The organism is Shimia fortis, from assembly GCF_040225985.1.
Classification (GTDB): domain Bacteria; phylum Pseudomonadota; class Alphaproteobacteria; order Rhodobacterales; family Rhodobacteraceae; genus Shimia.
Genome location: NZ_JBBPEU010000001.1, coordinates 561,274 through 585,008 on the forward strand (window position 1 = coordinate 561,274; position 23,735 = coordinate 585,008).

The window sequence follows — 23,735 nt, forward strand, 5'->3', positions numbered from 1 at the left end:
CTTTGAGGGAAACGGGGCGCCAATGATCCCGAACCTTGAGGCAGTTGAATATGTTTCCCGAGCGGTTTTCGAACCTACCGGCCTACGCGTTTCCGCGTCTGCGCGCGCTATTGGACCACCATCAGCCGGGCGGTGAAGTCGTACACATGACAATCGGAGAGCCGAAACATGCGTTTCCGGCTTGGGTCACAGATGTGATTGCCGCAAACGCGGAAGGGTTCAACAAATACCCGCCGAACGATGGTGCGCCCGATCTGCTGGATGCAATTTCTGGCTGGCTCAAGCGCCGCTATGATGTGGATTTTGAAACAGACCGTCTGATGGCGCTGAACGGGACGCGCGAAGGGCTTTACAATGCGGCGATGGCGCTGTGCCCGGAGACCAAGAACGGCAAGCAACCTGTAGTGTTGATGCCAAACCCGTTCTATCAGGTCTATGCCGTGGCGACGATTTCGGTCGGGGCCAAGCCCGTGTTCGTCAATGCCACCGACGAAAGCGCGTTTCTGCCGGATTATGCCGCGCTGGACACCGAAACGCTGGATCGCACAGCCATCGCCTATATCTGTTCGCCTGCCAATCCGCAGGGGGCCGTGGCCAGCCGCGCTTATTGGCGCGACCTGATCGCCCTGGCCGAGAAACACGATTTCCGCATTTTCGCAGACGAGTGTTATTCTGAAATCTACCGTTCCACGCCGCCAGTGGGCGCGCTCGAGGTGGCGGCCGAGATGGGTGTCGACCCCGAGCGCGTGCTGGTGTTTCATTCGCTGTCAAAGCGCAGCAACTTGCCGGGGCTACGATCTGGTTTTGTGGCGGGTGGGTCGGAATGTCTACGTCGTATCCGCCAGTTGCGGGCCTATTCCGGGGCGCCCCTGCCGCTACCCCTGCAAATGGCGGCGGCCAAGGTTTGGGCGGACGAGGATCATGTCGTCATGAACCGGCGGCTATATGGCGAAAAATTTGACATCGCGGACGCGGTGTTTGAAGGGGTTCATGGCTATCACAGCCCCGAGGCTGGGTTTTTCCTGTGGCTGCCCGTCAAGGACGGTGAAGAGGCTGCATTGAAGCTTTGGCAAGAGACCGGCGTGCGGGTGCTTCCCGGCGCCTATCTCAGCCGCGACACAGATTCCGGCAATCCGGGAAAGAACTATATTCGGGTCGCATTGGTGGCCCCAAAAAACGAGGTGCAGTCTGCGTTGAGCACGTTGCGCGACTGTCTCTACGGATAAAAGAGGGTACGAGGTATGGCATATCAGGCGCGCGGGCGTGATCCGCTATTGGACAGCAACATGCAGGCCGCGATCGAAAAACGCGGCAAGGAACTCATTGGTATTGCGCTGATGGTGCTGGGGTGCATGGCCGCTGCCATGATCGCGTCATACACCCCCAATGATCCAAGTTGGATCTCTGCAACTGATGCACCTGTCCAGAACTGGATGGGCCGCTTCGGCGCATCAATTGCGGCTCCGTTGTTCATGATTGTGGGGTGGGGTAGCTGGGGGATTCCTTTGTTCCTGCTGGCATGGGGCCTGCGGTTCACCCTTCATATCGGTGAAGAGCGTGCGGTCTCGCGCCTCAGCTTTGCACCAATTATGCTGGCGCTGGCGTCGATTTATGCCGCGACACTTGTTCCCGGCGAAAGCTGGACCCACAGCTTTGGCCTTGGTGGGTTGTTTGGCGACACCGTGCTGGGGGCGCTTCTGAACATTCTGCCCGTCGGTACCACATTTGGCGTCAAGGCAATGTCTTTCGTCGCGGGTGTGGCCTTTGTGGCGTTGTCGATTTTCGTGCTTGGCTTTACCAAACCCGAGCTGCATCAGGTCGGGCGGTTCCTCGTGATTGGCATTATCCTGAGCTATGCGTCCCTTATGAACCTCTTGGGGCGTGGTGTGAATGGCGCCGCGCAGGCGGCCCAAACGGCCAAGGAACGCCGCCAGGAACGCAAGGCACAGGCCGAAGCGCAGGTCGAGATGGCGGCGGCCGCGGGATACGCCCATGCCTATGAAGAAGAACAGGTTCTGGACGAGCCAGGACATTATGATACGGAAACCACAGTCCAAGAAGCGCCCAAGCCGGGCTTGCTGGCGCGGGTGCCGAACCTGATCAAACGTGCGCCGGCGCCGGAGCCGACCCCGATGCCCGAACCGGAACTGGTTGAGGCGCCGCTGCATTCGGACATTACCGAAATGCCGGGCGATGACCGGATTCGCGCCAAAATCGCGGATGTCATCCGCGCACGGTCGGTGCCGGAACCGGAAAACGTCGCCCCCCCAATTGAAGAGGTGGCCCCGCTGACCAAGGGGCGCGGGCGTCGTCCCGATCCCCTGTTGCTGGATCCGATGCCGCACGGCACCTTGCCGCCCGAACCGCCTCTGACCGCAGCGCCGCGAGTGCAAGAGGCACCGATTGCTATGGACGTGCAGAACGCTCCGGTTGAGCCTGCCACGGTGCAACCTCTGCCACTGCAGCAAACCGAACCCGCGCCTGCCGTCACAATCCCGACCGCGGAACCGCGCAAGGTGGTCCAGCCGCGTGTGAATAAGCCGGTTCAGCCTTCGACTCGCGCCAAGGCCGAGGCACAGCCATCGCTTGCCTTTGAAGACCCCGCTGCGGCCTACGAATTGCCGCCGCTCAACTTGTTGGCCAATCCGATGGATATCCAGCGGCATCACCTGAGCGACGAGGCGCTGGAAGAAAATGCGCGCATGCTCGAGGCGGTGCTGGATGACTATGGCGTAAAGGGCGAAATCGTTTCGGTCCGCCCCGGTCCGGTGGTGACGATGTACGAGCTTGAGCCGGCACCGGGCCTCAAGGCCAGCCGCGTGATCGGCCTCGCAGATGATATCGCGCGGTCGATGTCGGCGCTGTCCGCACGGGTGTCGACCGTGCCTGGCCGCAGCGTGATCGGGATCGAATTGCCAAACGAGAATCGCGAAAAGGTCGTTCTGCGCGAAATCCTCGCGGCGCGCGACTTTGGCGACACCAACATGAAGCTACCCCTGGCGCTGGGTAAGGATATCGGCGGCGACCCCATGGTCGCGAACCTTGCCAAGATGCCCCACCTTCTGATTGCCGGGACCACAGGGTCGGGGAAATCGGTGGCGATCAACACCATGATCCTGTCACTGCTGTATCGTCTGACGCCGGATGAATGCCGGATGATCATGATTGACCCCAAGATGTTGGAACTCAGCGTCTATGACGGCATCCCGCACCTTCTGTCGCCGGTTGTGACCGACCCGAAAAAGGCGGTCGTAGCCCTGAAGTGGGTCGTCGGCGAGATGGAAGAGCGCTATCGCAAGATGTCCAAGATGGGTGTGCGTAACATTGACGGTTATAACAGCCGCGTTGCGGATGCGCTGGCCAAGGGCGAGATGTTCTCGCGGACCGTGCAAACCGGATTTGATGACGACACGGGCGAACCCGTGTTTGAAACCGAGGAATTCGCGCCCGAGAAAATGCCTTATATCGTGGTCGTCGTCGACGAGATGGCCGACCTGATGATGGTGGCAGGCAAAGAGATCGAAGCCTGCATCCAGCGCCTTGCCCAAATGGCGCGGGCGTCGGGCATCCACATCATCATGGCCACACAGCGTCCCTCGGTCGATGTAATCACCGGCACGATCAAGGCCAACTTTCCCACGCGGATTTCGTTCCAGGTCACCTCCAAGGTCGACAGCCGTACCATTCTGGGCGAGATGGGTGCCGAACAACTGCTGGGGATGGGCGATATGCTGTACATGGCCGGTGGCGCCAAGATTACGCGTTGTCATGGCCCCTTCGTATCGGATGAAGAGGTGGAAGAGATCGTTAACCACCTCAAGAGCTTTGGCCCGCCCTCCTATGTCGGCGGCGTCGTGGACGGCCCCGATGAGGACAAGGTAGACGGGATTGACGCTGTGCTAGGTCTCTCGACCGGTGGAAACACCGATGGAGAGGACGCGCTCTATGACACGGCGGTTGCGATCGTCATCAAGGACCGCAAGTGTTCGACGTCTTACATCCAGCGCAAGCTTGCCATCGGCTATAACAAGGCTGCGCGTCTTGTCGAACAGATGGAAGAGGAAGGGCTGGTCAGCCCGGCGAACCATGTCGGGAAACGGGAAATCCTCGTGCCCGAGCAATAAAGGGCCGATCCACAAAATCGTGAAGCCGCCGGGGTGCAAATCCGGCGGCTTTCTTCTTAGGTTAGAAGCATGAAGCTATTTCGAATTTTCGCAGCCCCCGTGCTGCTTGTTGCGATGGCGCTTCCGGCGCAGGCCGAAAAGCTGTCGCTCAACGAACTGTCCCAGTACCTGAATCGGATGAAGACGGCGCAGGCCCAGTTTACGCAAATCAACGATGACGGATCGATTTCCACGGGGAACCTGTATCTCAAGCGGCCGGGCAAGGCGCGGTTTGAATACAACCCGCCGGAAAAGGCGTTGATCCTTGCAAGCGCGAACAACGTGGCGATATTTGATGGCCGCTCGAACCAGCCGCCCGAGCAATACCCCCTGCACCGCACACCGCTGAGCGTGATCCTTGCGCGGAATGTCGACCTGTCGCGTGCGAATATGGTGGTCGGGCACGATTACGATGGCACCGCCACTGTGATTACGGCACAGGACCCCAAACACCCCGAATATGGTAACATCCAGCTGAGGTTCACCGACAACCCGGTCGAGCTGCGTCAGTGGATCATCAACGATGGCAACGGGGGGCGCACGACAGTTATTCTCGGAGACATGCAAACCGGCATACCCCTGAAGAACAAGATCTTCAGCATCGACCTGCACCTTTACGGAAATTGACAAACGCCCGGCCATGCCGGGCGTTTCCAGTCAGCGCGATCAGGTCACCGGATACGTGCACATTTCTCGACTTGGAACTTATACATCTCGGCGCGTTCTCCCACACGATTTGCAACCGTCATCAACCACGGTTTGTTGCGATAGGTCCCACGGGCATAGCCGGTGTGCCCTTCGTGATAGGCAAGATACTGGCGCCGCGCGTCGGTCAGAGGAATGCCGTTCTTTTCCTTGGTCTTGTTCATGTACCAGCCCATGAAGTCGGTCGCATCGCGAATGTTGTCACGCCGTGCGCCGCGCCGCCCGGTCTCTTTCTGGTATTCTCTCCAGGTCGCATCCAGCGCTTGGGCATATCCATAGGCGCTGCTTTGACGACCCATGGGAAGAACCCCCAGGACATAACGATGCGGAGTCCGGGCATCCGAGTCGAATTTGCTTTCCTGATAGAGGATCGCCATCTGCACGTGGACGGGGACGCCCCACTTACGTTTGGTCGACTTGAACGCCTTGATAAATTGCGGGCGCTGTTTGAGGATCATACAGGCGTCATCAAGGCTGTGTGGGGGTGTGTCGTACCCTCCGCCACAAGACCCAACCAGGACCACAACTATCAGCGCGCGAAAGAATCTGCTCATCTGCCTCTCGCTTTTTGCTTTTGTATGTTTTGCGACAGTCTAAACGATCTTGAGACAGAGGAAAATGACATTCGCGTGGGTTACAACAGAAGCGCAAGTAACAGTGGCAGGCCCGCAATGGAAATCAGGGTCGACACGACGACAAATCCCGCCACGCTTTCGCTGTCGGCTCCATACTTCTCAGCCAGAAGATAGGCCGTTACGGCGACCGGAGTCGAAATTTGCAGGACAAGCACCCCGAAAGATACGTCTTCTAGCGCAAACCACGAAGCCATACCCCATGCAATCACCGCACAGATCACCAGCTTGGCAAAGGACAGCCCGATCGCCGTCACAACCCGGCCCGGCGTCAGACGCGCCACGGCCACACCAAGTGTGATCAGCATCAGCGGGATGGCCATTTGCCCGATAAGGTCCAACGTATTGGTCAGGAAGGACGGCGTTTCCCACCCCTGCCAAAGAAACAGCGCCCCTAGCAGGGTTGCGCCAATCATCGGCTCTTTCAGGATTTTGCCAAAGGCGCCGCGCCCTGCTACCAGCCAGATTCCGATGGTGAAGGACAAAACCGCGCTCACCGCCAGCAGGACCACCGCGCGTTCAAGGCCCGCCTGACCAAACGCGAACAGTGCCAGCGGGATCCCGAGATTGCCCGTATTGCCAAAAATGAAGGGCGCCAGATAGGTGCGCAGGTTCAGGCCAATGAGCGCCAGAAGGGCCCAGCCGACCACGCCCACAGCCGCATAGCTGAGGGTTCCTGCGATGGCCAACTGTCCCAAAGCCACGATATCCGCCTCGGTTTTCATGAGAGCGGTAAAGATCAGGCAGGGCACGGCCAGCGTCATCGCAAGCTGCGTAACAAATTGAATTCTGTACTCGAATCCGACTTTGACCCAAGTGAACCCCACCCCGGCCAGCAGGAACACAGGAGCCGTGATTTCCAGAACTGTCAAAGCAAGGTTCACAGACTGTTTCCTTGAAAAATGTGGCAATTATTGGACAAAAGCCCCTTGAACGGGATACCTTTGGGGGATAGGGGCTGCAAGATATGTTGAAAACACGCGCAAAATATTACCTCGGGCAGGTGGTCCGTCACCGCAAGCATCCCTTTCGGGGTGTTGTGTTCGACGTTGATCCAGAGTTCTCGAATACCGACGAATGGTACGATGCGATTCCGGAAGACAGCCGTCCGGTGAAAGATCAGCCGTTCTATCATCTTCTCGCCGAAAACGATCACACCTATTATGTGGCTTATGTGTCAGAGCAGAACCTGATCGCGGATTACTCTGGTGAACCTGTCGACCATCCGGACATCCCGGATATGTTCGGTCCGTTCACGGATGGCGCATATCCTCTGCATTTCCAGATGAACTGAGACGCGGCAGTCAACCTGCCACGTCCCTCTTCGCGCTAGCCCTGTTCGACGGGGCCTCCACGCGCTTTCCACGCGCTGAAACCATCCGCCATTTCCGCGATATTCTCGACGCCGATGTCCTTTAAGGTTTTCACCGCAAGGGCAGACCGCCACGCGCTTGCGCAATAAAGGACGATCTTCTTATCGGTGGCAAAAACCGGCTTGTGATAGGGGCTTTCCGGGTCGATCCAGAATTCAAGCATGCCACGCGGCGCATGTATCGCGCCTGGAATGCGCCCGTCCCGTTTCAACTCGCGGATATCTCGAATGTCGACCAGCAGGATTTCTTCCTCGGCCAGCAGGGTCTCGATCTCTGTCTGTGACAGGGTTTCGATCTCTTCCTTTGCTTTGGCGACAAGCTCTTTGACAGGTGTGATGGGCATGGTCAGTATCCTATGGCGCAACCGTCCTTGCGCGGGTCAGAGCCCGCTTCCAGCAGGCCGTCTTCGTGAATGCGAATGGCTTGTGCGCCCCCGATCGGCGTTTCGGGGATGACAACCTTGTGTCCAAGATCGACCAACTCTTGCCGAACTTTTTCGGTATAGCCCTCTTCCACCCTCAATTCGCCGCCATCTGCAAAACTGCGCGGCGCATCAATTGCGGTCTGCGGGTCCATGCCGAAATCGACGAGGTTCGAGAGGAACCGCGCGTGGCCGTTGGGCTGATACGCCCCGCCCATCACGCCGAACGGCATGGCGACACGCCCCTTTTGGCGCAACATACCGGGGATAATTGTATGCATGGGGCGTTTGTTCGGCCCATAGGCATTCGGGTGCCCGTCCTCGAGCGTAAAGCCCGCGCCCCGGTTCTGAAACAGGATTCCGAATTTCTCGGATGCGATCCCCGACCCGAACCCGTGGAAGATCGAATAAATAAGGGACACTGCCATCCTATCCTTGTCAACGACGGTGATATAGATCGTGTCTTTATGCACCGCCTCAGACAGGGTGGCCGGCGACGGCATGGCCTTGGACAAATCAATCTGCGCGGCAAGATCTCGTGCGGTGTCCTGGGACAGCATGTGCTCCAGACGGGCGGTCGCGTCGGGATCGGCCAGAAAACGGTTGCGCGCATCATAGGCGAGCTTTGCAGCCTCGGCCTCGACATGGGCGCGCTGGCTTCCGAACGGGTCCATTCCGGTAATGTTGAAATGTGCCAGCATGTTGGACATGAGAATCGCCGTGGCCCCTTGTCCGTTTGGCGGATGCTCGACCAGTTCAACCCCTTTGTAGGTGCCGCTGATCGGATTTGTTTCCATGCCTTGGGTTTTGGCAAAATCGTCAAGGCTATGGACCCCGCCCATCGCGCGCAACGTGTTCACCATGTCTTCGGCGATTTCACCTTCGTAGAACGCCGCGCGACCCTTTACGGCCACCTGGCGCAGGACTTCGGCCTGCAACGGAGCGCGAAAACGCGTACCCACCTGCGGCACCTGACCATCGACGAGGTAATGGGCGCGCGCAGATCCTTGCAGCGTGGCCTGATCCTTGGCCCAGTCGAAGGCCACGCGCGGGGCGACAGGAACACCTGCTTCGGCATAGTGGATGGCAGGGGCCAGGATTGCGTCGAGCCCCAGCTTCCCCCAAGTGTCACTCAATTGGCAGAACGCATCAATGGCGCCGGGCACAGTCACCGCGTCGGGACTGTGGAGAGGCATCGCCTTGGCACCGGCCTTGCGTAAGGGTGCGGGGTCGGCCGCCGCCGGCGATTTGCCGGACCCGTTAAAAGCGCGGATCTCGTCTGTACCGGCTGGCGAGAACAGGACAAAACAATCGCCCCCAATGCCCGTCATCTGGGGCTCGCAAATCCCCAGCAGAACGGCCCCTGCGATTGCGGCATCCATCGCGTTGCCGCCTTGTTTCAGGATGTCCAATGCGGCCTGCGCAGCCAGTGGATGTGATGTGGCACATGCGCCGTTGTCGGCGAACACGGGCGATCTGCCCGGCAAATGTAGATTTCTCATGATGTCTCCCTCGGTCCGCGTTGGACTGTAAGGGGCGAATTTCTGTTTGCCAATCAGCCAGCCTCCGGAACCGAAGACAGCACGAGCTCCAGCCTGTTTTTTCCACTGAGCCTGACATAGCGCACATCCCGAGCGAGCATCTTGACAAGCGCCCAGCCAAAGCCGCCTTCGGGGAGGTCATGAAATTCGGTTTCCAGTTCGGGAAGACGGGTTCTGCTCAGTGTGCTGTCAGGCATGGCCGACCCGTTATCTTCGATCCTTACCGCGCATTCTGATCCGGAGCGTTCGAACCGCAGGGAGATTTTACCGTTTTCAACTTCGGCAAGGGCGTGTTCCACGATGTTGTTCAGGATCTCGGCAAGCACGATTTCAACGCGGCCCTGCATTTCCGACGACATGTCACTGCCTTCAAGACGCTTCCGCACGTCCGCAAGCGCGCTGCGTACGGCTTGTGGCGTGCCGTCCAGTTCTATCGCAAATGTCGATGTGAGTGATGTCATCTCGTCACGGCTCGGAGCGGGTCTGGCATGGATGAAGCGCGCGGGTGCCTGCCAACCTAGTGGGCCAGCGCATCGGTCAGTGAATCGTGTATGCGGAACACAGTGTCCATCCGGGTCAGCCGGAACACCTTGTCCACGTTCTCGCTGAGGCAGGACAGGTCCAGACGCCGGTCTGTCCCGAGTTCCTTCATCGAGGCAACAATCGCGCCCAACCCGCTCGAGTCGATGAATTCGACCCTGGACAAGTCAAGCACAACCCGCCCTTCCTGCCCTTCGGTCTCGACCCGCATCCTGTCTTTGAACTGGATGGCGACAGAGGCGTCGATGCGGGACTCGTTCACGGTCACCACAAGGGTGCCGGCATCAGTACTGCTCGACAGGTTCATGACTGGCTCCTTCTTCCGTTTGACCGCAGGTTAGAAGCCAAGTCTTACCAATCCCTAACTGTCACCGCATTTTTGCGGGATGGACCTTGGCCGTGATCCCGTCAAAAATGGGGCCTGAAATATCGCTGCAAAGATTTGTTGCCATGACCTTGGCAAATGCAGGAAACGCCGGAGGAGCGCGAAGATGAAAAGAGTTGTGATCGCAGGGGCCGCCCGTACCCCTATGGGGGGCTTTCAAGGCATGTTCGACGGTGTCGAGGCCGCGAAACTCGGGGGGGTGGCCATCAAGGCGGCGCTAGCCGATGCCGGGACCGACACGGTGGACGAGGTGCTCATGGGCTGTGTCTTGCCAGCGGGACAGGGCCAGGCCCCCGCGCGCCAGGCAGGATTCGCTGGCGGTCTTGGCGAAGAGGTGCCCGCTACCACTCTGAACAAGATGTGTGGATCGGGCATGAAGGCGGCGATGGTCGGGTTTGACCAGATCGCGCTGGGCCACACCAACGCGATGATTGCCGGTGGTATGGAGAGCATGACCAATGCGCCCTATATCCTTCCCAAGATGCGCGGCGGGGCCCGTATCGGCCATCAACAGGTTCAGGACCACATGTTCCTTGATGGCTTGGAGGACGCTTATGACAAAGGCCGCCTGATGGGCACCTTCGCGGAAGATTGCGCCGAGAGTTTTCAGTTCACCCGTGAAGCGCAGGACGAATATGCGCTGAAATCACTCTCGAATGCGCTTGAAGCCCAGAAATCGGGGGCTTTCGACAAAGAGATCACGCCGGTTGTCCTTCAAACCCGCAAGGGTGAGGTCACTTTTGCCGAAGACGAACAGCCGGGCAATGCCCGCCCCGAGAAGATCCCGCAGTTGAAGCCTGCTTTTCGCAAGGACGGCACCGTAACACCCGCGAACTCGTCCTCGATTTCTGACGGGGCGGCGGCGCTCGTGCTGGCTTCGGAAGACTATGCTGCGGAAAAAGGCCTGAATGTTCGCGCACATGTCTTGGGCCATGCCAGCCACGCGCAGGCGCCGGGCCTGTTCACGACCGCGCCTGTTCCAGCGGCGCAAAAGCTTCTCGACCAGATCGGGTGGAGCAAGGATGACGTAGACCTCTGGGAGGTGAACGAAGCCTTCGCCGTGGTGCCGATGGCGTTCATGCACGAGATGGGGCTGTCACGGGACAAGGTCAACGTGAACGGCGGGGCCTGTGCGCTCGGACACCCGATTGGCGCATCGGGCGCACGGATCATGGTGACCTTGCTCAACGCTCTGGAAACGCGCGGTCTGAAACGCGGTGTCGCAGCCATCTGTATTGGTGGCGGAGAAGGCACCGCGATCGCAATAGAGCGTGTCTGACGCCGCGTGCTGCACCTTTTGACAAGGCTTGCGGCATAAACCTGCATCGGCCCTAATACCCTTGTGCAAGGGAGGGGCCGATGTCCAAGCTCAAACTGTTGGCGGGTTTCCTGAAACTCAAGCTGCCCGAATCGTGGGTTGACACACTGTCGATCACGCCTCGCCCCGTGGTTCGGGGGCGCGAAATTGATACCAAAGCCCACCTCGCGAGCGAGCTGGTCGGGATGTTGCGGGACGCGAATGACCCGCCATCGATTGATGAAAGCCGCGCACAGCTGGCGGTGATGGCCCGCAAATTTGAACGGCCCTGTCCCGATGCCATCGACAAAACCGATATCACCTTGCCAGGGGCGGAGGGCCCGCGTGCGGCAAGGATTTATGGCGGCCAAGGCCAAGACCCGTTTTCACAAACACCAACACTACTTTACCTACATGGTGGCGGCTGGGTTCAAGGCAGTATCGAGACCCATGACGGGCTGTGTGGATGGCTGGCGCATCTGGCCGGAATTCGGGTGATTTCTTATGAGTATCGGCTGGCGCCCGAACATCCGTTTCCCGCAGCGGCGAATGACATATTGGCCTGCTATCGGGCGTTGGTTGCCGGGGACACAAAGGTTGCGGTTGACCCCGCCACGCTTGTCGTGGGCGGTGATAGTGCAGGAGGAAATCTGACAGCCTGTCTGATGCATGATCTCGTGCTTGAAGGGAGAGCTTTGCCCGCTGGTCAGCTTTTGATCTATCCTGGGATGGATGCGGCGTTGTCGTCCCAGTCCATGACGGACCTGCGCGATCAGCCCCTGTTGCCTGCCGCGCGCATCAAATGGTATCTCGGCATGTATATTCCTGACGGTTACGATTGGCTCGACCCGCGTATTTCACCGCTCTATTCCGAAACACTTGCGTATCAGCCTGAAGCGTTCATCGTTGCGGGGGGGCATGATCCGTTGTGGGATGATGCCCAAAGTTACGCCGACAAACTGCGTTCGGCGGGGGTGGCGGTTACGCAACTGGACTATCCGGGGCAGATCCATGCATTCATGTCATTGACGCGGGTGCTGCCCCAAGGCAATGACGCCATCGGGAAAACGGCCGCTTGGCTGCGGCGCATTTTGAAGAAGGGCTAAGCCATGCAGGTCGATTATCAAACACTGTCGCAGACAATTGCCGCGCTGACGGACGGAGAAACCGATACCGTAGCGTTGATGGCGACGGTGGCCTGCGAAGTGCACCACAGTGATGACCGCTTCGACTGGACCGGGTTTTACCGCGTGGTCGCGCCCGAATTGTTGAAGATCGGACCGTATCAGGGCGGGCACGGCTGCCTGGTGATTCCCTTCTCGCGTGGGGTGTGCGGCGCGGCAGCGCGCACCGGAGAGGTGCAGCTGGTGCCGGATGTCGATGCCTTCAGCGATCACATTGCCTGTTCTTCCAGCACCCGGTCCGAACTTGTGCTGCCAGTGCGAAACGCGGCTGGTAAGCTGCTTGGGGTGTTCGATATCGACAGCGATCAGCCGGACGCCTTTACGAAAGAAGATGCTGACAGGATTGAAAAAATCCTGACTGACGTGTTCGCGAAAGCGGTTTGATAAGGGGACTTTGCCCATGTCGCCCGAGGGCGACGCTCCTGAAGGTATTCTTGAATAGCTGAAAGACGGACACGGAAATGCTGCGCTGCGTCGTGAAAAAATACTTGGAAATTTCACAAGACTAAGGCACCGTGAAATTTGAATAGAAAATTTCACGAAGTACCTCAGTCAATGCTGCACAGAAAACCTGCCGATCTCGAAACGTTGGGAGCCGATATCCGGGCCTTGCGCAAATCGCGCGGGCTGACACTGGTGGATATGGCCGAACGCCTTGGCCGCTCTGTCGGATGGTTGTCCCAGGTCGAACGTGACAAGTCCGAGCCCACAATCTCGGACCTGCGGCAGATCGGCGAGGTGCTGGATGTGCCCATGTCGATGCTGTTCGGACATTCGAGCATTCGGGCCGAAGAGCAAGGCTTTGTCGTGCGTGCGGGTGCACGTCGCCCGATGGGAGGCAGCACCGAGGGGCTGGTCGAGGAACTCTTGTCACCCGATCTGACGGACGATTTCGAAATGGTGCATTCCACTTTCGGAGCACGGTCGCGAATGCAGCGGCCGGCGCAGCGCCCTACGCAAGAGGTGGGCTATGTCATCTCAGGGCGGCTTGACCTGCGTATCGGGGAAAGGATGTTCACTGTTGGGCCAGGGGACAGCTTTCGGATCCGGGGCGAGATGTTCCACTGGGACAATCCCTATGACGAAGCTTGTATTGCGATCTGGGTGATCGCCCCGCCGGTCTATTGAGGTGGTTGCCATGATCAAGGGATCCTGCCTTTGCGGCGACATAACATTCGAAACCGATGCCACACCCCAAGGCGCTTCCATGTGTCATTGTGGGCAATGCCGCAAACAATCCGGTGGCGTATGGTCTTCCGCTTTCGTGGCTGAGGCCGATCTCGTGATTTCAGGCGCCCCCCACTGGTTCGAGGCAAGCCCGACTGCCAAACGCGGCAGTTGTCCGCGATGTGGGGCGTTCCTGTTTTGGAAGGCCCACGCGGAAGACACGATCAGCTTTTCCCTCGGCGCAGTTGACGGTCCGACGGGCCTGACTCTCTCCAAGCACCTCTTTGTCGCTAACAAGGGCGACTACTACGACATCGCGGACGGGGTTCCGCAACAGGATTGAAAAGGACAGACCATGAATGTTTTTCCAACCAGCGCGAAGGTGGTGATTATTGGTGGTGGCGTCGTCGGCGCCTCGACGCTGTATCATCTTGGCAAAAAGGGCTGGACCGACTGTGTCCTGCTGGAAAAGAACGAGTTGACCGCCGGGTCGACCTGGCACGCGGCGGGCAATGTGCCTACATTTTCGACATCTTGGGCGATCATGAACATGCAGCGGTATTCAACCGAACTGTATGCCCGTCTGGGCGAAGAAGTCGATTACCCGATGAACTATCATCAGACCGGATCAATCCGGCTGGCCCATACCAAAGAGCGGATGCAGGAATTCGAGCGCGCCTGTTCGATGGGGCGCTATCAGGGCATCCAGATGGAAATCTGGACGCCCGAGCAGGCCAAGGAGAACTATCCCTTCCTTGAAATTCACGACCTTGAAGGCGTGTTGTATGACCCCACCGATGGCGACATCGACCCGGCGCAGGTAACTCAGGCCCTTGCCAAAGGAGCGCGGGATATGGGGCAGAAAATCCTGCGTTTCACACCGGCCACCGGCGTGACCCAGAAAGACGACAAGTCTTGGATCGTGCACACCGAAAAGGGCGACATCGCCTGTGACTATGTGGTGAACGCAGCCGGCTACTATGCGCAGCGTGTTGGGGAATGGTTCAAACCCTATGGTGGGCGTACGGTGCCGATGATGGTGATGGAGCACCAATACCTTCTGACCGAGCAGATCCCCGAGGTGGAAGCCTGGAGCAAGGAACACGGCAAGAAACTGCCCCTGATCCGCGACGTGGACGTGTCCTATTACCTGCGTCAGGAAAAACACGGCTACAACCTCGGACCCTACGAGCCGAACTGCAAAGGTCACTGGCTGTCGTCTTCAGACGATAAGATGCCTGACGATTTCTCGTTCCAGCTTTGGCAGGAAGATCTGGACCGGATCGAGGATATCGTCACCGACGCGATGGAGCGTGTTCCGCTGATGGCAACTTCGGGTGTGTCCAGCGTGATAAACGGGCCGATCCCCTATGCGCCGGATGGCCTGCCGTTGATGGGGCCGATGCCCGGTGTTGAAAACGCGTTCGAGGCCTGCGTCTTTACCTTTGGCATCGCCCAAGGGGGCGGGGCCGGCAAGGTCATGGCTGAATGGATTGTCGATGGCGCGACTGAATGGGATATGTGGGCGGTCGATCCGCGCCGCTATACCGATTACACTGATCAGGATTACTGCGATCAGAAGGGCATGGAAGTCTACGGTAACGAATACGCCATGCATTTCCCGCACCACGAATGGCCCGCTGCGCGCAACAAGAAACTGTCGCCTGTTCATGACAAACTCGTTGCGATGGGCGGGCAGATGGGGGCCTATAACGGATGGGAGCGCGCCAATTGGTTCGCCAAGGATGGTGACGACACCTCGGAGGAAGCCACGCATACCTGGGGCCGTTCTGGTCCGTGGGAGCAGCGGATCAAGGAAGAGGTCGAAAACGTGCGCGACAATTGCGGCGTGCTGGATCTGCCGGGGTTCTCGCGATTTGCGGTCAAGGGGGCGGGCGCTGCCGAGGCACTGCGGGGCCTTGTCGCGGGGGGGCTGCCCAAGGTGGGCCGGATCAACCTTGTCTATATCGCGGACTCGCGTGGTCGTATCCTGACTGAAATGTCCTGCCTGCGTCTGGACGAGGACGAGTTTGTCATGATCACCGCCGCCACCGCACAGTGGCACGATCGGGATATCCTGACACAGGCCATGCCCGAAGGGGTGGCCGTCGAAGACATCACAACCACCCGCGATACCCTGATCGTCACCGGCCCGAAATCGCGCGACATCCTGTCCAAGATGACCGATGCCGACCTGTCCCTTGGCTGGCTGACCCATCAGGCGGCGACGGTTGCGGGCAAGCCCGTACATCTGGTGCGCGTGTCTTTTGCCGGTGAACTCGGCTGGGAGGTCCATGCCCTGAACGAAGATATGCCAGAGATCTATGACGCGATCCTCGCGGCAGGCGCCAAGCCGTTTGGCATGTATGCGTTGAACTCCATGCGGCTCGAGAAAGGATACCGTGCCTGGAAAGGCGACCTCTCTACCGACTATTCGCTGCTTGAGGGCGGATTGGACCGGTTCGTCAAGCTGGACAAGCCTCAGGACTTCCCCGGCAAGGCCGCGATCCTTGCCGAGAAACAGCGAGGCATTACAAAATCCTTTGTGACCCTGATTGTCGAGGCGGGCGAGGCGGATGCGCCGTATATGTCCTGTGTCTGGAAAGATGGCGAGATCATAGGCGAGACCACTTCGGGCGGCTTTGGCCACCGTATCGGCGCATCTATCGCGCTCGGGATGATCAAAGCCGAGTTCGCAGAGCCTGGCACCGAGGTCGAGGTCGAAATCTACGGTGAGAAGTGCCGCGCCATTGTTCAGAAGGATGAACCACTTTGGGATCCGGCAAATGAACGGCTACGCGCCTGAAACCAGCCAGCACAAAAGGACCGCGCGATGACACCGGACCGGATGAAAGGCGTCTACCTGACCGCCCATGGCGGTCCCGAGGTGTTGGAATGGCGCGAGGATATTCCGGTTCCACGCCCAGGCGCGGGACAGGTTCTGGTTCGGGTTCTGGCGGCCGGTGTGAACAACACTGACATAAACACCCGCATCGGATGGTACGCGGCGGAAGTAACCGGTGCCACCGATGCTGGCGAGGTGGGCGAGGCCGGTGGCCACGCCGGGGCGATTGCCTTTCCGCGCATTCAGGGTGGCGATCTTTGCGGACGTGTTGTCGGGGTCGGAGGTGGCGTTGACGTTCCTATCGGTGCCCGCATCACCAGCCCGATAAACCTGCCCAGACCCACAATAGATGCGCCCACCGCCTATATCGCGCTGGGGTCCGAAGTGGATGGGGCATTTGCGGAATATTGCCTTTTGGAAGCCAAAGACATTTACGATGTCACGGCGTCGCCGCTCTCGGACATTGAAATCGCCGCGATCCCTTGTGCTTTTGGTACTGCGGAAAACCTGCTGACGCGGGCCGGTGTGACCGAAGGGCAAACCGTTTTGGTCACTGGTGCCTCTGGCGGGGTTGGTCTTGCGGCAGTCCAGCTGGCGGCCTTACGCGGGGCCAGGGTGACGGGGCAAACCTCGCCTGCCAAGGCCGATGTCGTACGCACGACCGGGGCCGTCGATATCCTTGAGCGTGGCATCGCCCCCGCGCCCGCACAGTATGACGTGGTGATTGATGTCGTTGGTGGCCCCGGCTTTCCCGACTTGATCCGCGCGTTGAAACCAGCGGGGCATTACGCCGTGTCGGGCGCAATCGCTGGCCCTATCGTGTCGGCGGACCTGCGCCAGATCTACCTCCCCGATATCACGCTGCATGGCTGCACCTATCAACCGCCCGAGGTGTTCGCCCGCCTTATTGACCTTATGAATGCTGGGGCAATCCGCCCCCTTGTCTCGAAAACCTATGATCTGCGCCAGATTGCCGAGGCTCAGGCGGATTTCCAATCCAAGACCTATCCCGGCAAGCTTGTGCTCATTCCCCCGAAGGAGGCCCCATGAAACAGATCATCCTCAAAGATGGCGGTACCGGTCAGGAACTGATCGCCCGCTCGTCGATGCCGCCGCACCCGCTGTGGTCGGCCAAGGTCATGATGGAGGAATCGCATATCGTGCAATCGGTGCATGCCGATTTCATCCGGGCGGGGGCGCGCATGATTACCTTGAATACCTATGCCTCGACGCCGGAACGGTTGGCACGGGAAGGCGTGCCTGAATTGTTCAAGTCGCTTCAGGCGAAAGCGATTGAACTGGTCCGGGCCGCGCGGGATGAGGTGGGGGTTGAAGGCGTACGCATCGCAGGGTGCCTGCCGCCGCTGCATGGATCCTACCGTCCGGACATGAGCAAATCACATGACGATCTGCTGCCGCTCTATCGCGAAATCGTCGCCGAGCAGGCCGAGGCGTGTGATATCATTCTTTGTGAAACCCTGTCCGCGATTTCCGAAGTTACGGCCGCGACGCAGGCGGCCGTTGAAACCGGTTTGCCCACCTGGGTGGCGATGACCCTGTCGGATGACCAAAGCGGCACCTTGCGTTCGGGCGAGAGTCTTGATGCGGCGCTGGATGCGCTTGAAGGGATGGGGCATGCCGGTGTGATGCTCAATTGCTCCAAACCCGAAGTCATCAGTGCGAACCTTCCGGCGCTATTGAAACGCGATAAACCGGTCGGCGCCTATGCGAATGGCTTTACCGGCATTGATGCGTTGGAAATCGGGGGCACGGTGACAGAACTCAAGGCGCGCAAGGACCTTACGCCCGAAGCCTACGCCGACTTTGCGATGGGTTGGGTGGACGAAGGCATCACCTTCACCGGCGGCTGTTGCGAGGTCGGACCCGCGCATATTGCCGAACTGGCGCGTCGCCTGACCGCCGATGGTTATCGGGTTGTCTGACCCATGACGCTTTCGTCGCGCCAGCAAGAGTTTGAAACAGCAGGGCGGCCCGTTGGTTTCGATATCCTGATTGCCGACGACTTTGTCTTGTCGGAACTGGCCAGTGTTGTCGACGTTCTGATGATCGCCAACCGTGTGACTGTCACACCAAGGTTCCAATGGACCTTTCGGTCTCTCTATGGTGGCACCATACGTAGCCGTACAGGTGTCAAGGTCGACACCGCGCCCGTGCCGGACCGGCCCGATGTCGCCTATCTTTTCGTGATCGGTAATTCCGACGCGGACAACCCGGCGCTTTCGGTTGGGGGGCATGTGGCCCGCTATACATTTCGCGACGCCAAGGTGTTTCTGCTGGCCGAGGCGGCCAGCCGGTATATCGCAGAACACGGCGCGCGACATGGATCCCTGACGACGCATTGGGAAAACAGTGCGATGCTGCGCGAGCGACAGGGCGTTTTCGATGCGCAATCTGCCTTTGCGGTCGAAGACGGGCAGGTTGTCACCTGTGCCGGCATGGGGGCGACGATGGACATCGTATTGTCCCTGATCGGGAAGCATGTCTCTGCAGCGGCGAAGATGACGGTGGCCGACATCATGCTGCATGAACGTATTCGCGATTTCTCGACCCAACAGCCCTACAGTGGCATCAAGGGCACGAATACCGGCGACGCCGAATTGGACGACTGTCTTGAGCTGATGGCGGCAAACATCGAAGAGCCGTTGCCGATTCAGGAACTTGTACGCCTTTTGGGAATGTCCAGCCGGTCACTTGAACGGAAATTTCGCATCTATCTGGATACGACGCCAAACACCTATTACCGTGAATTGCGCCTGAGCAAGGCCAACAATCTGCTTCTCAACACAACGATGAGTGTGCGCGAAGTCGGGCTGGCTTGCGGCTTTGGCAGCGGGTTCAGCAGCCTTTATAAAAGCTTCTTTGGCGTGACACCTCTGGCCGTGCGCAAACAAAGACGGATGCGGGTGTCGTGATCCGGTCCAGTTCGACATATTTTCTGGCGCATTTCACGCCTTTTGCCGGGCGACGGCGTGCAAATGTGCCCCTAAATCAGATCGCAGGAGAGCATGATGGCTGATCTTCCTTCCAAGGCCCGCGTGGTCATTATCGGTGGCGGCGTGGTCGGGTGTTCGGTGGCCTACCACCTGACAAAACTCGGCTGGCAGGATGTGGTTCTCCTCGAACGCAAGCAACTGACCTCGGGCACCACGTGGCACGCCGCAGGCTTGATCGCCCAATTGCGGGCCACCGCCAACATGACCAAGCTCGCGAAATATTCGCAAGAACTCTACGGGTCTCTGGAAGAAGAAACCGGCGTGGCGACCGGGTTCAAGCGGGTCGGGTCGATCACTGTGGCCCTGACCGAAGAGCGCAAGGAAGAGATCTATCGCCAGGCCGCGATGGCGCGCGCATTCGGGGTCGAGGTCGAAGAAATCTCGAATGATCGTGTCAGGGAAATGTACCCACACCTGAACCTTGAGGGGGTGGTCGGGGCAGTTTACCTGCCTTTGGACGGGCAGGGGGACCCGGCGAATATCGCCCTTGCTCTGGCGAAAGGCGCGCGACAGCGCGGTGGCATCGTCAAGGAACGCATCAAGGTTACCGAGATCGTCAAGGAGGGCCGTAAGGTCACCGGGGTGGACTGGGTCGCGGATAATGGATCGGCGTCGGGGCACATCGCCTGTGACATGATCGTAAATTGCGCCGGAATGTGGGGGCACGAAGTGGGCCGCATGGCCGGGGTCAACGTGCCGCTGCACGCCTGCGAACATTTCTATATCGTGTCCGAACCCATCGAGGGCTTGAAGCCATTGCCAGTTCTGCGCGTGCCGGATGAGTGCGCCTATTACAAGGAAGACGCGGGCAAGATGATGCTGGGCGCGTTCGAACCGAATGCGAAACCCTGGGCCATGGATGGCATCCCCGAAAATTTCGAATTCGACCAGTTGCCCGAGGACTTCGACCATTTCGAACCGATCCTCGAAGATGCGATCAACAGGATGCCGATGCTGGCCGAGGCGGGTATTCACACCTTCTTTAACGGCCCCGAGTCGTTCACGCCGGATGATGCCTATCACCTTGGTCTGGCGCCCGAGATGGACAATGTCTGGGTCGCCGCAGGGTTCAATTCGATCGGTATACAATCCGCGGGTGGTGCGGGCATGGCGCTTGCCGCGTGGATGGACAGCGGGGAAAAGCCGTTTGATCTGGGCGATGTCGATATCAGCCGGATGCAGCCGTTCCAGGGAAATAAGAAATACCTGTACGAACGCTCCAAGGAAACACTCGGGCTGCTTTACGCTGACCACTACCCCTATCGGCAAAAAGCCACCGCCCGACGGGTGCGGCGTACGCCCTTCCACCACCATCTTAGGGAACAGGGTGCCGTTTTTGGTGAACTGGCAGGCTGGGAACGCGCCAACTGGTTCGCAAACGAAGGTCAGGAACGCGCATACCAATACAGCTGGAAACGTCAGAACTGGTTTGAAAACTCGGCGGCCGAACACCGCGCCGTGCGCGAGAATGTCGGCATGTACGACATGTCGTCTTTCGGCAAGATCCGCGTCGAGGGGCCGGATGCCGAAGCCTTCATGAATCATATCGGTGGCGGCGATTATACGGTGCCGAATGGCAAAATTGTCTATACTCAGTTCCTGAACAACCGCGGCGGGATCGAGGCCGATGTCACCGTCACGCGATTGAGCGAAACCGCCTATCTGGTCGTGACACCTGCCGCGACGCGACTGGCCGATCAGACATGGATGGCGCGCCACAAGAACAATTTCAACGTCGTCATCACCGATGTGACTGCGGCCGAAGGTGTTCTGGCCGTTATGGGTCCCAATTCACGCAAGTTGCTCGAGGCGGTCTCGCCTGCGGATTTTTCGAACGCGACCAATCCTTTCGGAACCGCACAAGAGATCGAACTGGGCATGGGGCTCGCACGGGCGCATCGCGTCACCTATGTCGGAGAGCTTGGATGGGAAATTTATGTCTCGTCCGACATGGCAGGTCATGCATTCGAAACGCTGTTCGAAGCAGGTCAGGACATGGGGCTGAAGCTGTGTGGCATGCATATGATGGACAGTTGCCGCATCGAGAAGGGGTTCCGCCATTTCGGGCATGACATCACCTGCGAGGATCATGTCGTCGATGCCGGTCTTGGCTTTGCGGTAAAAACGGACAAGCCCAACGACTTTATCGGCAAATCCGCTGTCATCACACGCAAGGAAAGCGGACCCAAGAACCGGCTGGTTCAATTCCGGCTGACCGATCCGGAACCCCTTTTGTTCCACAACGAACCGATCCTGCGAAACGGCGAATATGTGGGCTATCTGTCCTCAGGCAATTACGGTCACACGTTGGGTGGGGCGATCGGGATGGGCTATGTCCCCTGCGAGGGGGAAAGCGCCGCAGAAGTGTTGGGATCAGATTATGAAATCGACGTCTGCGGCGTGCGTGTAAAGGCGGAAGCCTCGCTCAAACCGATGTATGACCCAAAATCTGAGCGGGTTAAGGTCTGACCCCAAGGCAGGGCATCTGCGCCTCGTCTGACAGGCATTCGAGAAGAGTGTCCGCAACCAGATGCGCCCATTCGCGATATGCCTCTTCCGAGGGGTGAAACCCGTCCTGTGCTATGAACCTTGGTTCATACGGCAGATCAAGTGCGAGATGCGTACAATCTCCGCGGTCCCTGGCCAGCTCGGACAGTGCACGGTCCAGCCGCTCGGCATGACACCCCAGCACCCAGCGCAGGGGCTGGGGTAGCAATGGAAAGTGGTGCATCGGCGGCAGGCCGGAAAGGACAAAGAGTTGTGTCCCGTGTTGCGCGCGCAGATGTTCCATCAATCGGGTTTGCCGCGCTTTGAAGGTTGCCTTTGACGTCAGGCGCGTCGTGTCATTGACCCCGTGCACCAGCACCGCAACCTCAAAGCGTGTCGGTGGCAAATCCGGCAGCTTGCCAAGGTTCGATTTCGTCGTGGCACCGGTTTCCGCCAGAAGGTGCCAGTCCATGTCAAAACGCTGCGAAAGGTGTTCCACCAGTTGCCCGCTCAGCGCGTTTGCCTGTGTCGAGGCTCCAACCCCGGCCGCAGAGGAATCCCCGAGGATCAACAGGCTCAGCTTCTCACCGGCGCCTGCGTGCCCCTGTCGTGGCCCCGGCGGTTCAGGCAATTTCTGCGCGATACTGCGCACATAAAGCGCCTGCGCGGCCAAGACCGGAATCAGGGGAATGCGCAGTATCTGGTCTTTGGACAGGGGCATGACAGAAACAGGTGGTGCTGGGCGAAGGCCGGGCAAACGGCCAAGCGCGGATCAGCGCAGGGCGTCCTTGAACTTCAGGAAACGCGGATCGGTTATCACGCGTGCCATGATGGCATCGCGCAGGGCGCCAACGGTCTTGTAGGGTCGCATCACCACTTCAAACGTTGCAATCTTGCCATCGTCATCCAGCGTGATCAGGTCCACCCCGACCGCATCCAGATCGCCAACCTTGCACTGGAATTCGAGCGCCCAGTCTTTGCCCTCACCCATGATACGGCGGTATTCGAAATCCTGGAAAATCTGCCCAACGTGGCCAAGGATCGCGGCGGTCGGCTCGGCCCCCGTCCAGGTTTTGTAATAGGTCGGCGGCATGAATTGCACGTCATCTGCAAGGATTTCAATGATTTTGGTGTCATCCCCCGATGCGACAATTTCGGTCATGCGTTGAATGGTTGCGTGCATGGTCGGCCTCCTCATGTTGTGTTCAGCCTGCCGATTGAAGGCGCTTGCGCAAGCATGACGTCGGGTTGCCGCCCCTTTCGCAAAGGCGTATTGCAGGCGGCATGAGTCAGATCGACAGCTACACCCCGCCGCAGGACCCGCTGGATATCCTGCATGAAGATCACGAGATCGTCGTGGTGAACAAGCCCTCGGGCCTGTTGTCGGTGCCGGGGCGTGGCGCGCATCTTGCGGATTGCCTGCTGACCCGCGTACAGGCGGCCTTTCCCACGGCGTTGCTGGTGCATCGTCTGGATCGGGATACCTCGGGGGTGATGGTGTTTGGATTGACGCCGCATGCGCAGCGCAACCTGTCGATGCAGTTTGAAAAACGCACCACGCGGAAGACCTATGTTGCGCGTGTGGCGGGACACCTTGAGCCCAAAACCGGCACGGTTGACCTGCCGCTGATCGTCGACTGGCCCAACCGCCCGCGCCAGATGGTGGATCACGAAAACGGCAAGCCTGCGGTGACTGACTGGCGGGTGTTGAAACATGGCGAGAGCGAAACCCGTGTGCGCCTGATGCCCAAGACCGGACGCAGCCATCAGTTGCGCGTGCATATGCTGGCGCTGGGGCATGTCATCCTTGGTGACCCGCTTTATGCAGAGGGTCAGGAGCGGGACGGGTATGATCGGTTGATGCTGCATTCAGAGGAGTTGCGCCTGAACCACCCGGAAAGCGGTCGGGGCATGGCGTTTCGGGCCAAGGCGCCGTTCTGAGGGGCGCTGCCCCTTTTGACGCCGGTGGCGTCAATTCACC

At 59.1% G+C, this 23,735-nt stretch carries 23 protein-coding genes; 15 read left to right on the forward strand and 8 right to left on the reverse strand.

Annotated elements, in window-relative coordinates; translation table 11 throughout:
• Positions 1-50: 50 nt before the first annotated feature.
• The 3 genes from WNE31_RS02550 to WNE31_RS02560 all read left to right on the forward strand — a co-directional run bounded on the left by WNE31_RS02550 (position 51) and on the right by WNE31_RS02560 (position 4,790).
• A complete protein-coding gene (locus WNE31_RS02550; protein ID WP_349978250.1) occupies positions 51-1,226 on the forward strand; it encodes an aminotransferase class I/II-fold pyridoxal phosphate-dependent enzyme in 1,176 nt (391 codons plus the stop codon).
• Positions 1,227-1,241: 15 nt separating this feature from the next.
• Positions 1,242-4,124 carry a DNA translocase FtsK gene (locus tag WNE31_RS02555; RefSeq protein ID WP_349978056.1) on the forward strand — a complete coding sequence of 961 codons (2,883 nt, stop codon included), beginning with the start codon at positions 1,242-1,244 and terminating at the stop codon, positions 4,122-4,124.
• 69 nt (positions 4,125-4,193) lie between these two features.
• The gene (locus WNE31_RS02560) at positions 4,194-4,790 is read left to right on the forward strand and encodes a LolA family protein (protein ID WP_349978058.1); all 597 of its coding nucleotides are present in this window, start codon (positions 4,194-4,196) and stop codon (positions 4,788-4,790) included.
• A 44-nt stretch (positions 4,791-4,834) separates the two neighbouring features.
• Here WNE31_RS02560 and WNE31_RS02565 read toward each other — a convergent pair whose 3' ends face one another.
• Both WNE31_RS02565 and WNE31_RS02570 read right to left on the reverse strand, forming a co-directional pair.
• Positions 4,835-5,422, reverse strand: a complete 588-nt coding sequence (locus WNE31_RS02565; RefSeq protein ID WP_349978059.1) for a transglycosylase SLT domain-containing protein — start codon at positions 5,420-5,422, stop codon at positions 4,835-4,837.
• Positions 5,423-5,502: 80 nt separating this feature from the next.
• Positions 5,503-6,384, reverse strand: coding sequence for an AEC family transporter (locus tag WNE31_RS02570; protein ID WP_349978061.1), 882 nt, complete (start codon positions 6,382-6,384; stop codon positions 5,503-5,505).
• Positions 6,385-6,467: 83 nt separating this feature from the next.
• Here WNE31_RS02570 and hspQ point away from each other — a divergent pair, with 83 nt between their 5' ends.
• Positions 6,468-6,794: a heat shock protein HspQ gene (gene hspQ / locus WNE31_RS02575; protein WP_349978062.1), complete on the forward strand. Its 327-nt coding sequence runs from the start codon at positions 6,468-6,470 to the stop codon at positions 6,792-6,794.
• Between the two features lie 35 nt (positions 6,795-6,829).
• Here the strand turns inward: hspQ and WNE31_RS02580 are convergent, their stop codons facing one another.
• Genes WNE31_RS02580 through WNE31_RS02595 form a run of 4 tightly spaced genes read right to left on the reverse strand, consistent with a single transcriptional unit; the run spans position 6,830 to position 9,682 of the window.
• Positions 6,830-7,216, reverse strand: coding sequence for a rhodanese-like domain-containing protein (locus WNE31_RS02580; protein WP_349978064.1), 387 nt, complete (start codon positions 7,214-7,216; stop codon positions 6,830-6,832).
• Between the two features lie 2 nt (positions 7,217-7,218).
• Positions 7,219-8,796 (reverse strand): gamma-glutamyltransferase family protein, encoded by a 1,578-nt coding sequence (locus WNE31_RS02585; RefSeq protein ID WP_349978065.1) that lies wholly within the window; start codon positions 8,794-8,796, stop codon positions 7,219-7,221.
• Positions 8,797-8,849: 53 nt separating this feature from the next.
• Positions 8,850-9,296, reverse strand: coding sequence for an ATP-binding protein (locus WNE31_RS02590; RefSeq protein ID WP_349978066.1), 447 nt, complete (start codon positions 9,294-9,296; stop codon positions 8,850-8,852).
• Positions 9,297-9,352: 56 nt separating this feature from the next.
• Positions 9,353-9,682: an STAS domain-containing protein gene (locus tag WNE31_RS02595; RefSeq protein WP_349978067.1), complete on the reverse strand. Its 330-nt coding sequence runs from the start codon at positions 9,680-9,682 to the stop codon at positions 9,353-9,355.
• Positions 9,683-9,866: 184 nt separating this feature from the next.
• On the opposite strand from WNE31_RS02595, the gene WNE31_RS02600 reads away from it, so the two are divergent.
• The 10 genes from WNE31_RS02600 to WNE31_RS02645 all read left to right on the forward strand — a co-directional run bounded on the left by WNE31_RS02600 (position 9,867) and on the right by WNE31_RS02645 (position 21,736).
• Positions 9,867-11,039, forward strand: coding sequence for a thiolase family protein (locus WNE31_RS02600; protein ID WP_349978069.1), 1,173 nt, complete (start codon positions 9,867-9,869; stop codon positions 11,037-11,039).
• A gap of 80 nt (positions 11,040-11,119) precedes the next feature.
• Entirely contained in the window at positions 11,120-12,163 is a 1,044-nt protein-coding gene (locus WNE31_RS02605; RefSeq protein ID WP_349978070.1) for an alpha/beta hydrolase, read from the forward strand.
• Between the two features lie 3 nt (positions 12,164-12,166).
• Positions 12,167-12,625 (forward strand): GAF domain-containing protein, encoded by a 459-nt coding sequence (locus WNE31_RS02610; protein ID WP_349978072.1) that lies wholly within the window; start codon positions 12,167-12,169, stop codon positions 12,623-12,625.
• 171 nt (positions 12,626-12,796) lie between these two features.
• Complete coding sequence (locus tag WNE31_RS02615; RefSeq protein WP_349978073.1) at positions 12,797-13,369, forward strand: helix-turn-helix domain-containing protein; 573 nt, start codon at positions 12,797-12,799, stop codon at positions 13,367-13,369.
• Between the two features lie 10 nt (positions 13,370-13,379).
• Positions 13,380-13,751, forward strand: coding sequence for a GFA family protein (locus tag WNE31_RS02620; RefSeq protein WP_349978074.1), 372 nt, complete (start codon positions 13,380-13,382; stop codon positions 13,749-13,751).
• A 12-nt stretch (positions 13,752-13,763) separates the two neighbouring features.
• On the forward strand, positions 13,764-16,214 hold the full coding sequence (locus tag WNE31_RS02625; protein WP_349978075.1) for a GcvT family protein: 2,451 nt from the start codon (positions 13,764-13,766) through the stop codon (positions 16,212-16,214).
• Between the two features lie 27 nt (positions 16,215-16,241).
• Complete coding sequence (locus WNE31_RS02630; protein WP_349978077.1) at positions 16,242-17,303, forward strand: zinc-binding dehydrogenase; 1,062 nt, start codon at positions 16,242-16,244, stop codon at positions 17,301-17,303.
• Positions 17,300-18,196, forward strand: a complete 897-nt coding sequence (locus WNE31_RS02635) for a homocysteine S-methyltransferase family protein (protein ID WP_349978079.1) — start codon at positions 17,300-17,302, stop codon at positions 18,194-18,196. The genes WNE31_RS02630 and WNE31_RS02635 overlap by 4 nt, the downstream gene beginning before the upstream one ends.
• A 3-nt stretch (positions 18,197-18,199) precedes the next feature.
• On the forward strand, positions 18,200-19,186 hold the full coding sequence (locus WNE31_RS02640; RefSeq protein WP_349978080.1) for a GlxA family transcriptional regulator: 987 nt from the start codon (positions 18,200-18,202) through the stop codon (positions 19,184-19,186).
• A 96-nt stretch (positions 19,187-19,282) separates the two neighbouring features.
• Positions 19,283-21,736 (forward strand): GcvT family protein, encoded by a 2,454-nt coding sequence (locus WNE31_RS02645; protein ID WP_349978081.1) that lies wholly within the window; start codon positions 19,283-19,285, stop codon positions 21,734-21,736.
• On the opposite strand, the gene WNE31_RS02650 is transcribed toward WNE31_RS02645, so the two are convergent.
• Positions 21,726-22,475 carry an SGNH/GDSL hydrolase family protein gene (locus tag WNE31_RS02650; RefSeq protein WP_349978082.1) on the reverse strand — a complete coding sequence of 250 codons (750 nt, stop codon included), beginning with the start codon at positions 22,473-22,475 and terminating at the stop codon, positions 21,726-21,728. The two genes, WNE31_RS02645 and WNE31_RS02650, sit on opposite strands and share 11 nt — an antisense overlap.
• A gap of 51 nt (positions 22,476-22,526) precedes the next feature.
• Complete coding sequence (locus WNE31_RS02655) at positions 22,527-22,937, reverse strand: nuclear transport factor 2 family protein (protein ID WP_349978083.1); 411 nt, start codon at positions 22,935-22,937, stop codon at positions 22,527-22,529.
• A 101-nt stretch (positions 22,938-23,038) separates the two neighbouring features.
• On the opposite strand from WNE31_RS02655, the gene WNE31_RS02660 reads away from it, so the two are divergent.
• Entirely contained in the window at positions 23,039-23,695 is a 657-nt protein-coding gene (locus WNE31_RS02660) for an RluA family pseudouridine synthase (RefSeq protein WP_349978084.1), read from the forward strand.
• Positions 23,696-23,735 lie beyond the last annotated feature (40 nt).

Excerpts from the sequence above, each read along its gene's own strand:
- WNE31_RS02550 (WP_349978250.1), top strand. The coding sequence starts at position 51 with ATGTTTCCCGAGCGGTTTTCGAACCTACCGGCCTACGCGTTTCCGCGT.
- WNE31_RS02555 (WP_349978056.1), top strand. The coding sequence starts at position 1,242 with ATGGCATATCAGGCGCGCGGGCGTGATCCGCTATTGGACAGCAACATG.
- WNE31_RS02560 (WP_349978058.1), top strand. The coding sequence starts at position 4,194 with ATGAAGCTATTTCGAATTTTCGCAGCCCCCGTGCTGCTTGTTGCGATG.
- WNE31_RS02565 (WP_349978059.1), bottom strand. The coding sequence starts at position 5,422 with ATGAGCAGATTCTTTCGCGCGCTGATAGTTGTGGTCCTGGTTGGGTCT.
- hspQ (WP_349978062.1), top strand. The coding sequence starts at position 6,468 with ATGTTGAAAACACGCGCAAAATATTACCTCGGGCAGGTGGTCCGTCAC.
- WNE31_RS02580 (WP_349978064.1), bottom strand. The coding sequence starts at position 7,216 with ATGCCCATCACACCTGTCAAAGAGCTTGTCGCCAAAGCAAAGGAAGAG.
- WNE31_RS02585 (WP_349978065.1), bottom strand. The coding sequence starts at position 8,796 with ATGAGAAATCTACATTTGCCGGGCAGATCGCCCGTGTTCGCCGACAAC.
- WNE31_RS02590 (WP_349978066.1), bottom strand. The coding sequence starts at position 9,296 with ATGACATCACTCACATCGACATTTGCGATAGAACTGGACGGCACGCCA.
- WNE31_RS02595 (WP_349978067.1), bottom strand. The coding sequence starts at position 9,682 with ATGAACCTGTCGAGCAGTACTGATGCCGGCACCCTTGTGGTGACCGTG.
- WNE31_RS02600 (WP_349978069.1), top strand. The coding sequence starts at position 9,867 with ATGAAAAGAGTTGTGATCGCAGGGGCCGCCCGTACCCCTATGGGGGGC.
- WNE31_RS02605 (WP_349978070.1), top strand. The coding sequence starts at position 11,120 with ATGTCCAAGCTCAAACTGTTGGCGGGTTTCCTGAAACTCAAGCTGCCC.
- WNE31_RS02610 (WP_349978072.1), top strand. The coding sequence starts at position 12,167 with ATGCAGGTCGATTATCAAACACTGTCGCAGACAATTGCCGCGCTGACG.
- WNE31_RS02615 (WP_349978073.1), top strand. The coding sequence starts at position 12,797 with ATGCTGCACAGAAAACCTGCCGATCTCGAAACGTTGGGAGCCGATATC.
- WNE31_RS02620 (WP_349978074.1), top strand. The coding sequence starts at position 13,380 with ATGATCAAGGGATCCTGCCTTTGCGGCGACATAACATTCGAAACCGAT.
- WNE31_RS02625 (WP_349978075.1), top strand. The coding sequence starts at position 13,764 with ATGAATGTTTTTCCAACCAGCGCGAAGGTGGTGATTATTGGTGGTGGC.
- WNE31_RS02630 (WP_349978077.1), top strand. The coding sequence starts at position 16,242 with ATGACACCGGACCGGATGAAAGGCGTCTACCTGACCGCCCATGGCGGT.
- WNE31_RS02635 (WP_349978079.1), top strand. The coding sequence starts at position 17,300 with ATGAAACAGATCATCCTCAAAGATGGCGGTACCGGTCAGGAACTGATC.
- WNE31_RS02640 (WP_349978080.1), top strand. The coding sequence starts at position 18,200 with ATGACGCTTTCGTCGCGCCAGCAAGAGTTTGAAACAGCAGGGCGGCCC.
- WNE31_RS02645 (WP_349978081.1), top strand. The coding sequence starts at position 19,283 with ATGGCTGATCTTCCTTCCAAGGCCCGCGTGGTCATTATCGGTGGCGGC.
- WNE31_RS02650 (WP_349978082.1), bottom strand. The coding sequence starts at position 22,475 with ATGCCCCTGTCCAAAGACCAGATACTGCGCATTCCCCTGATTCCGGTC.
- WNE31_RS02655 (WP_349978083.1), bottom strand. The coding sequence starts at position 22,937 with ATGCACGCAACCATTCAACGCATGACCGAAATTGTCGCATCGGGGGAT.
- WNE31_RS02660 (WP_349978084.1), top strand. The coding sequence starts at position 23,039 with ATGAGTCAGATCGACAGCTACACCCCGCCGCAGGACCCGCTGGATATC.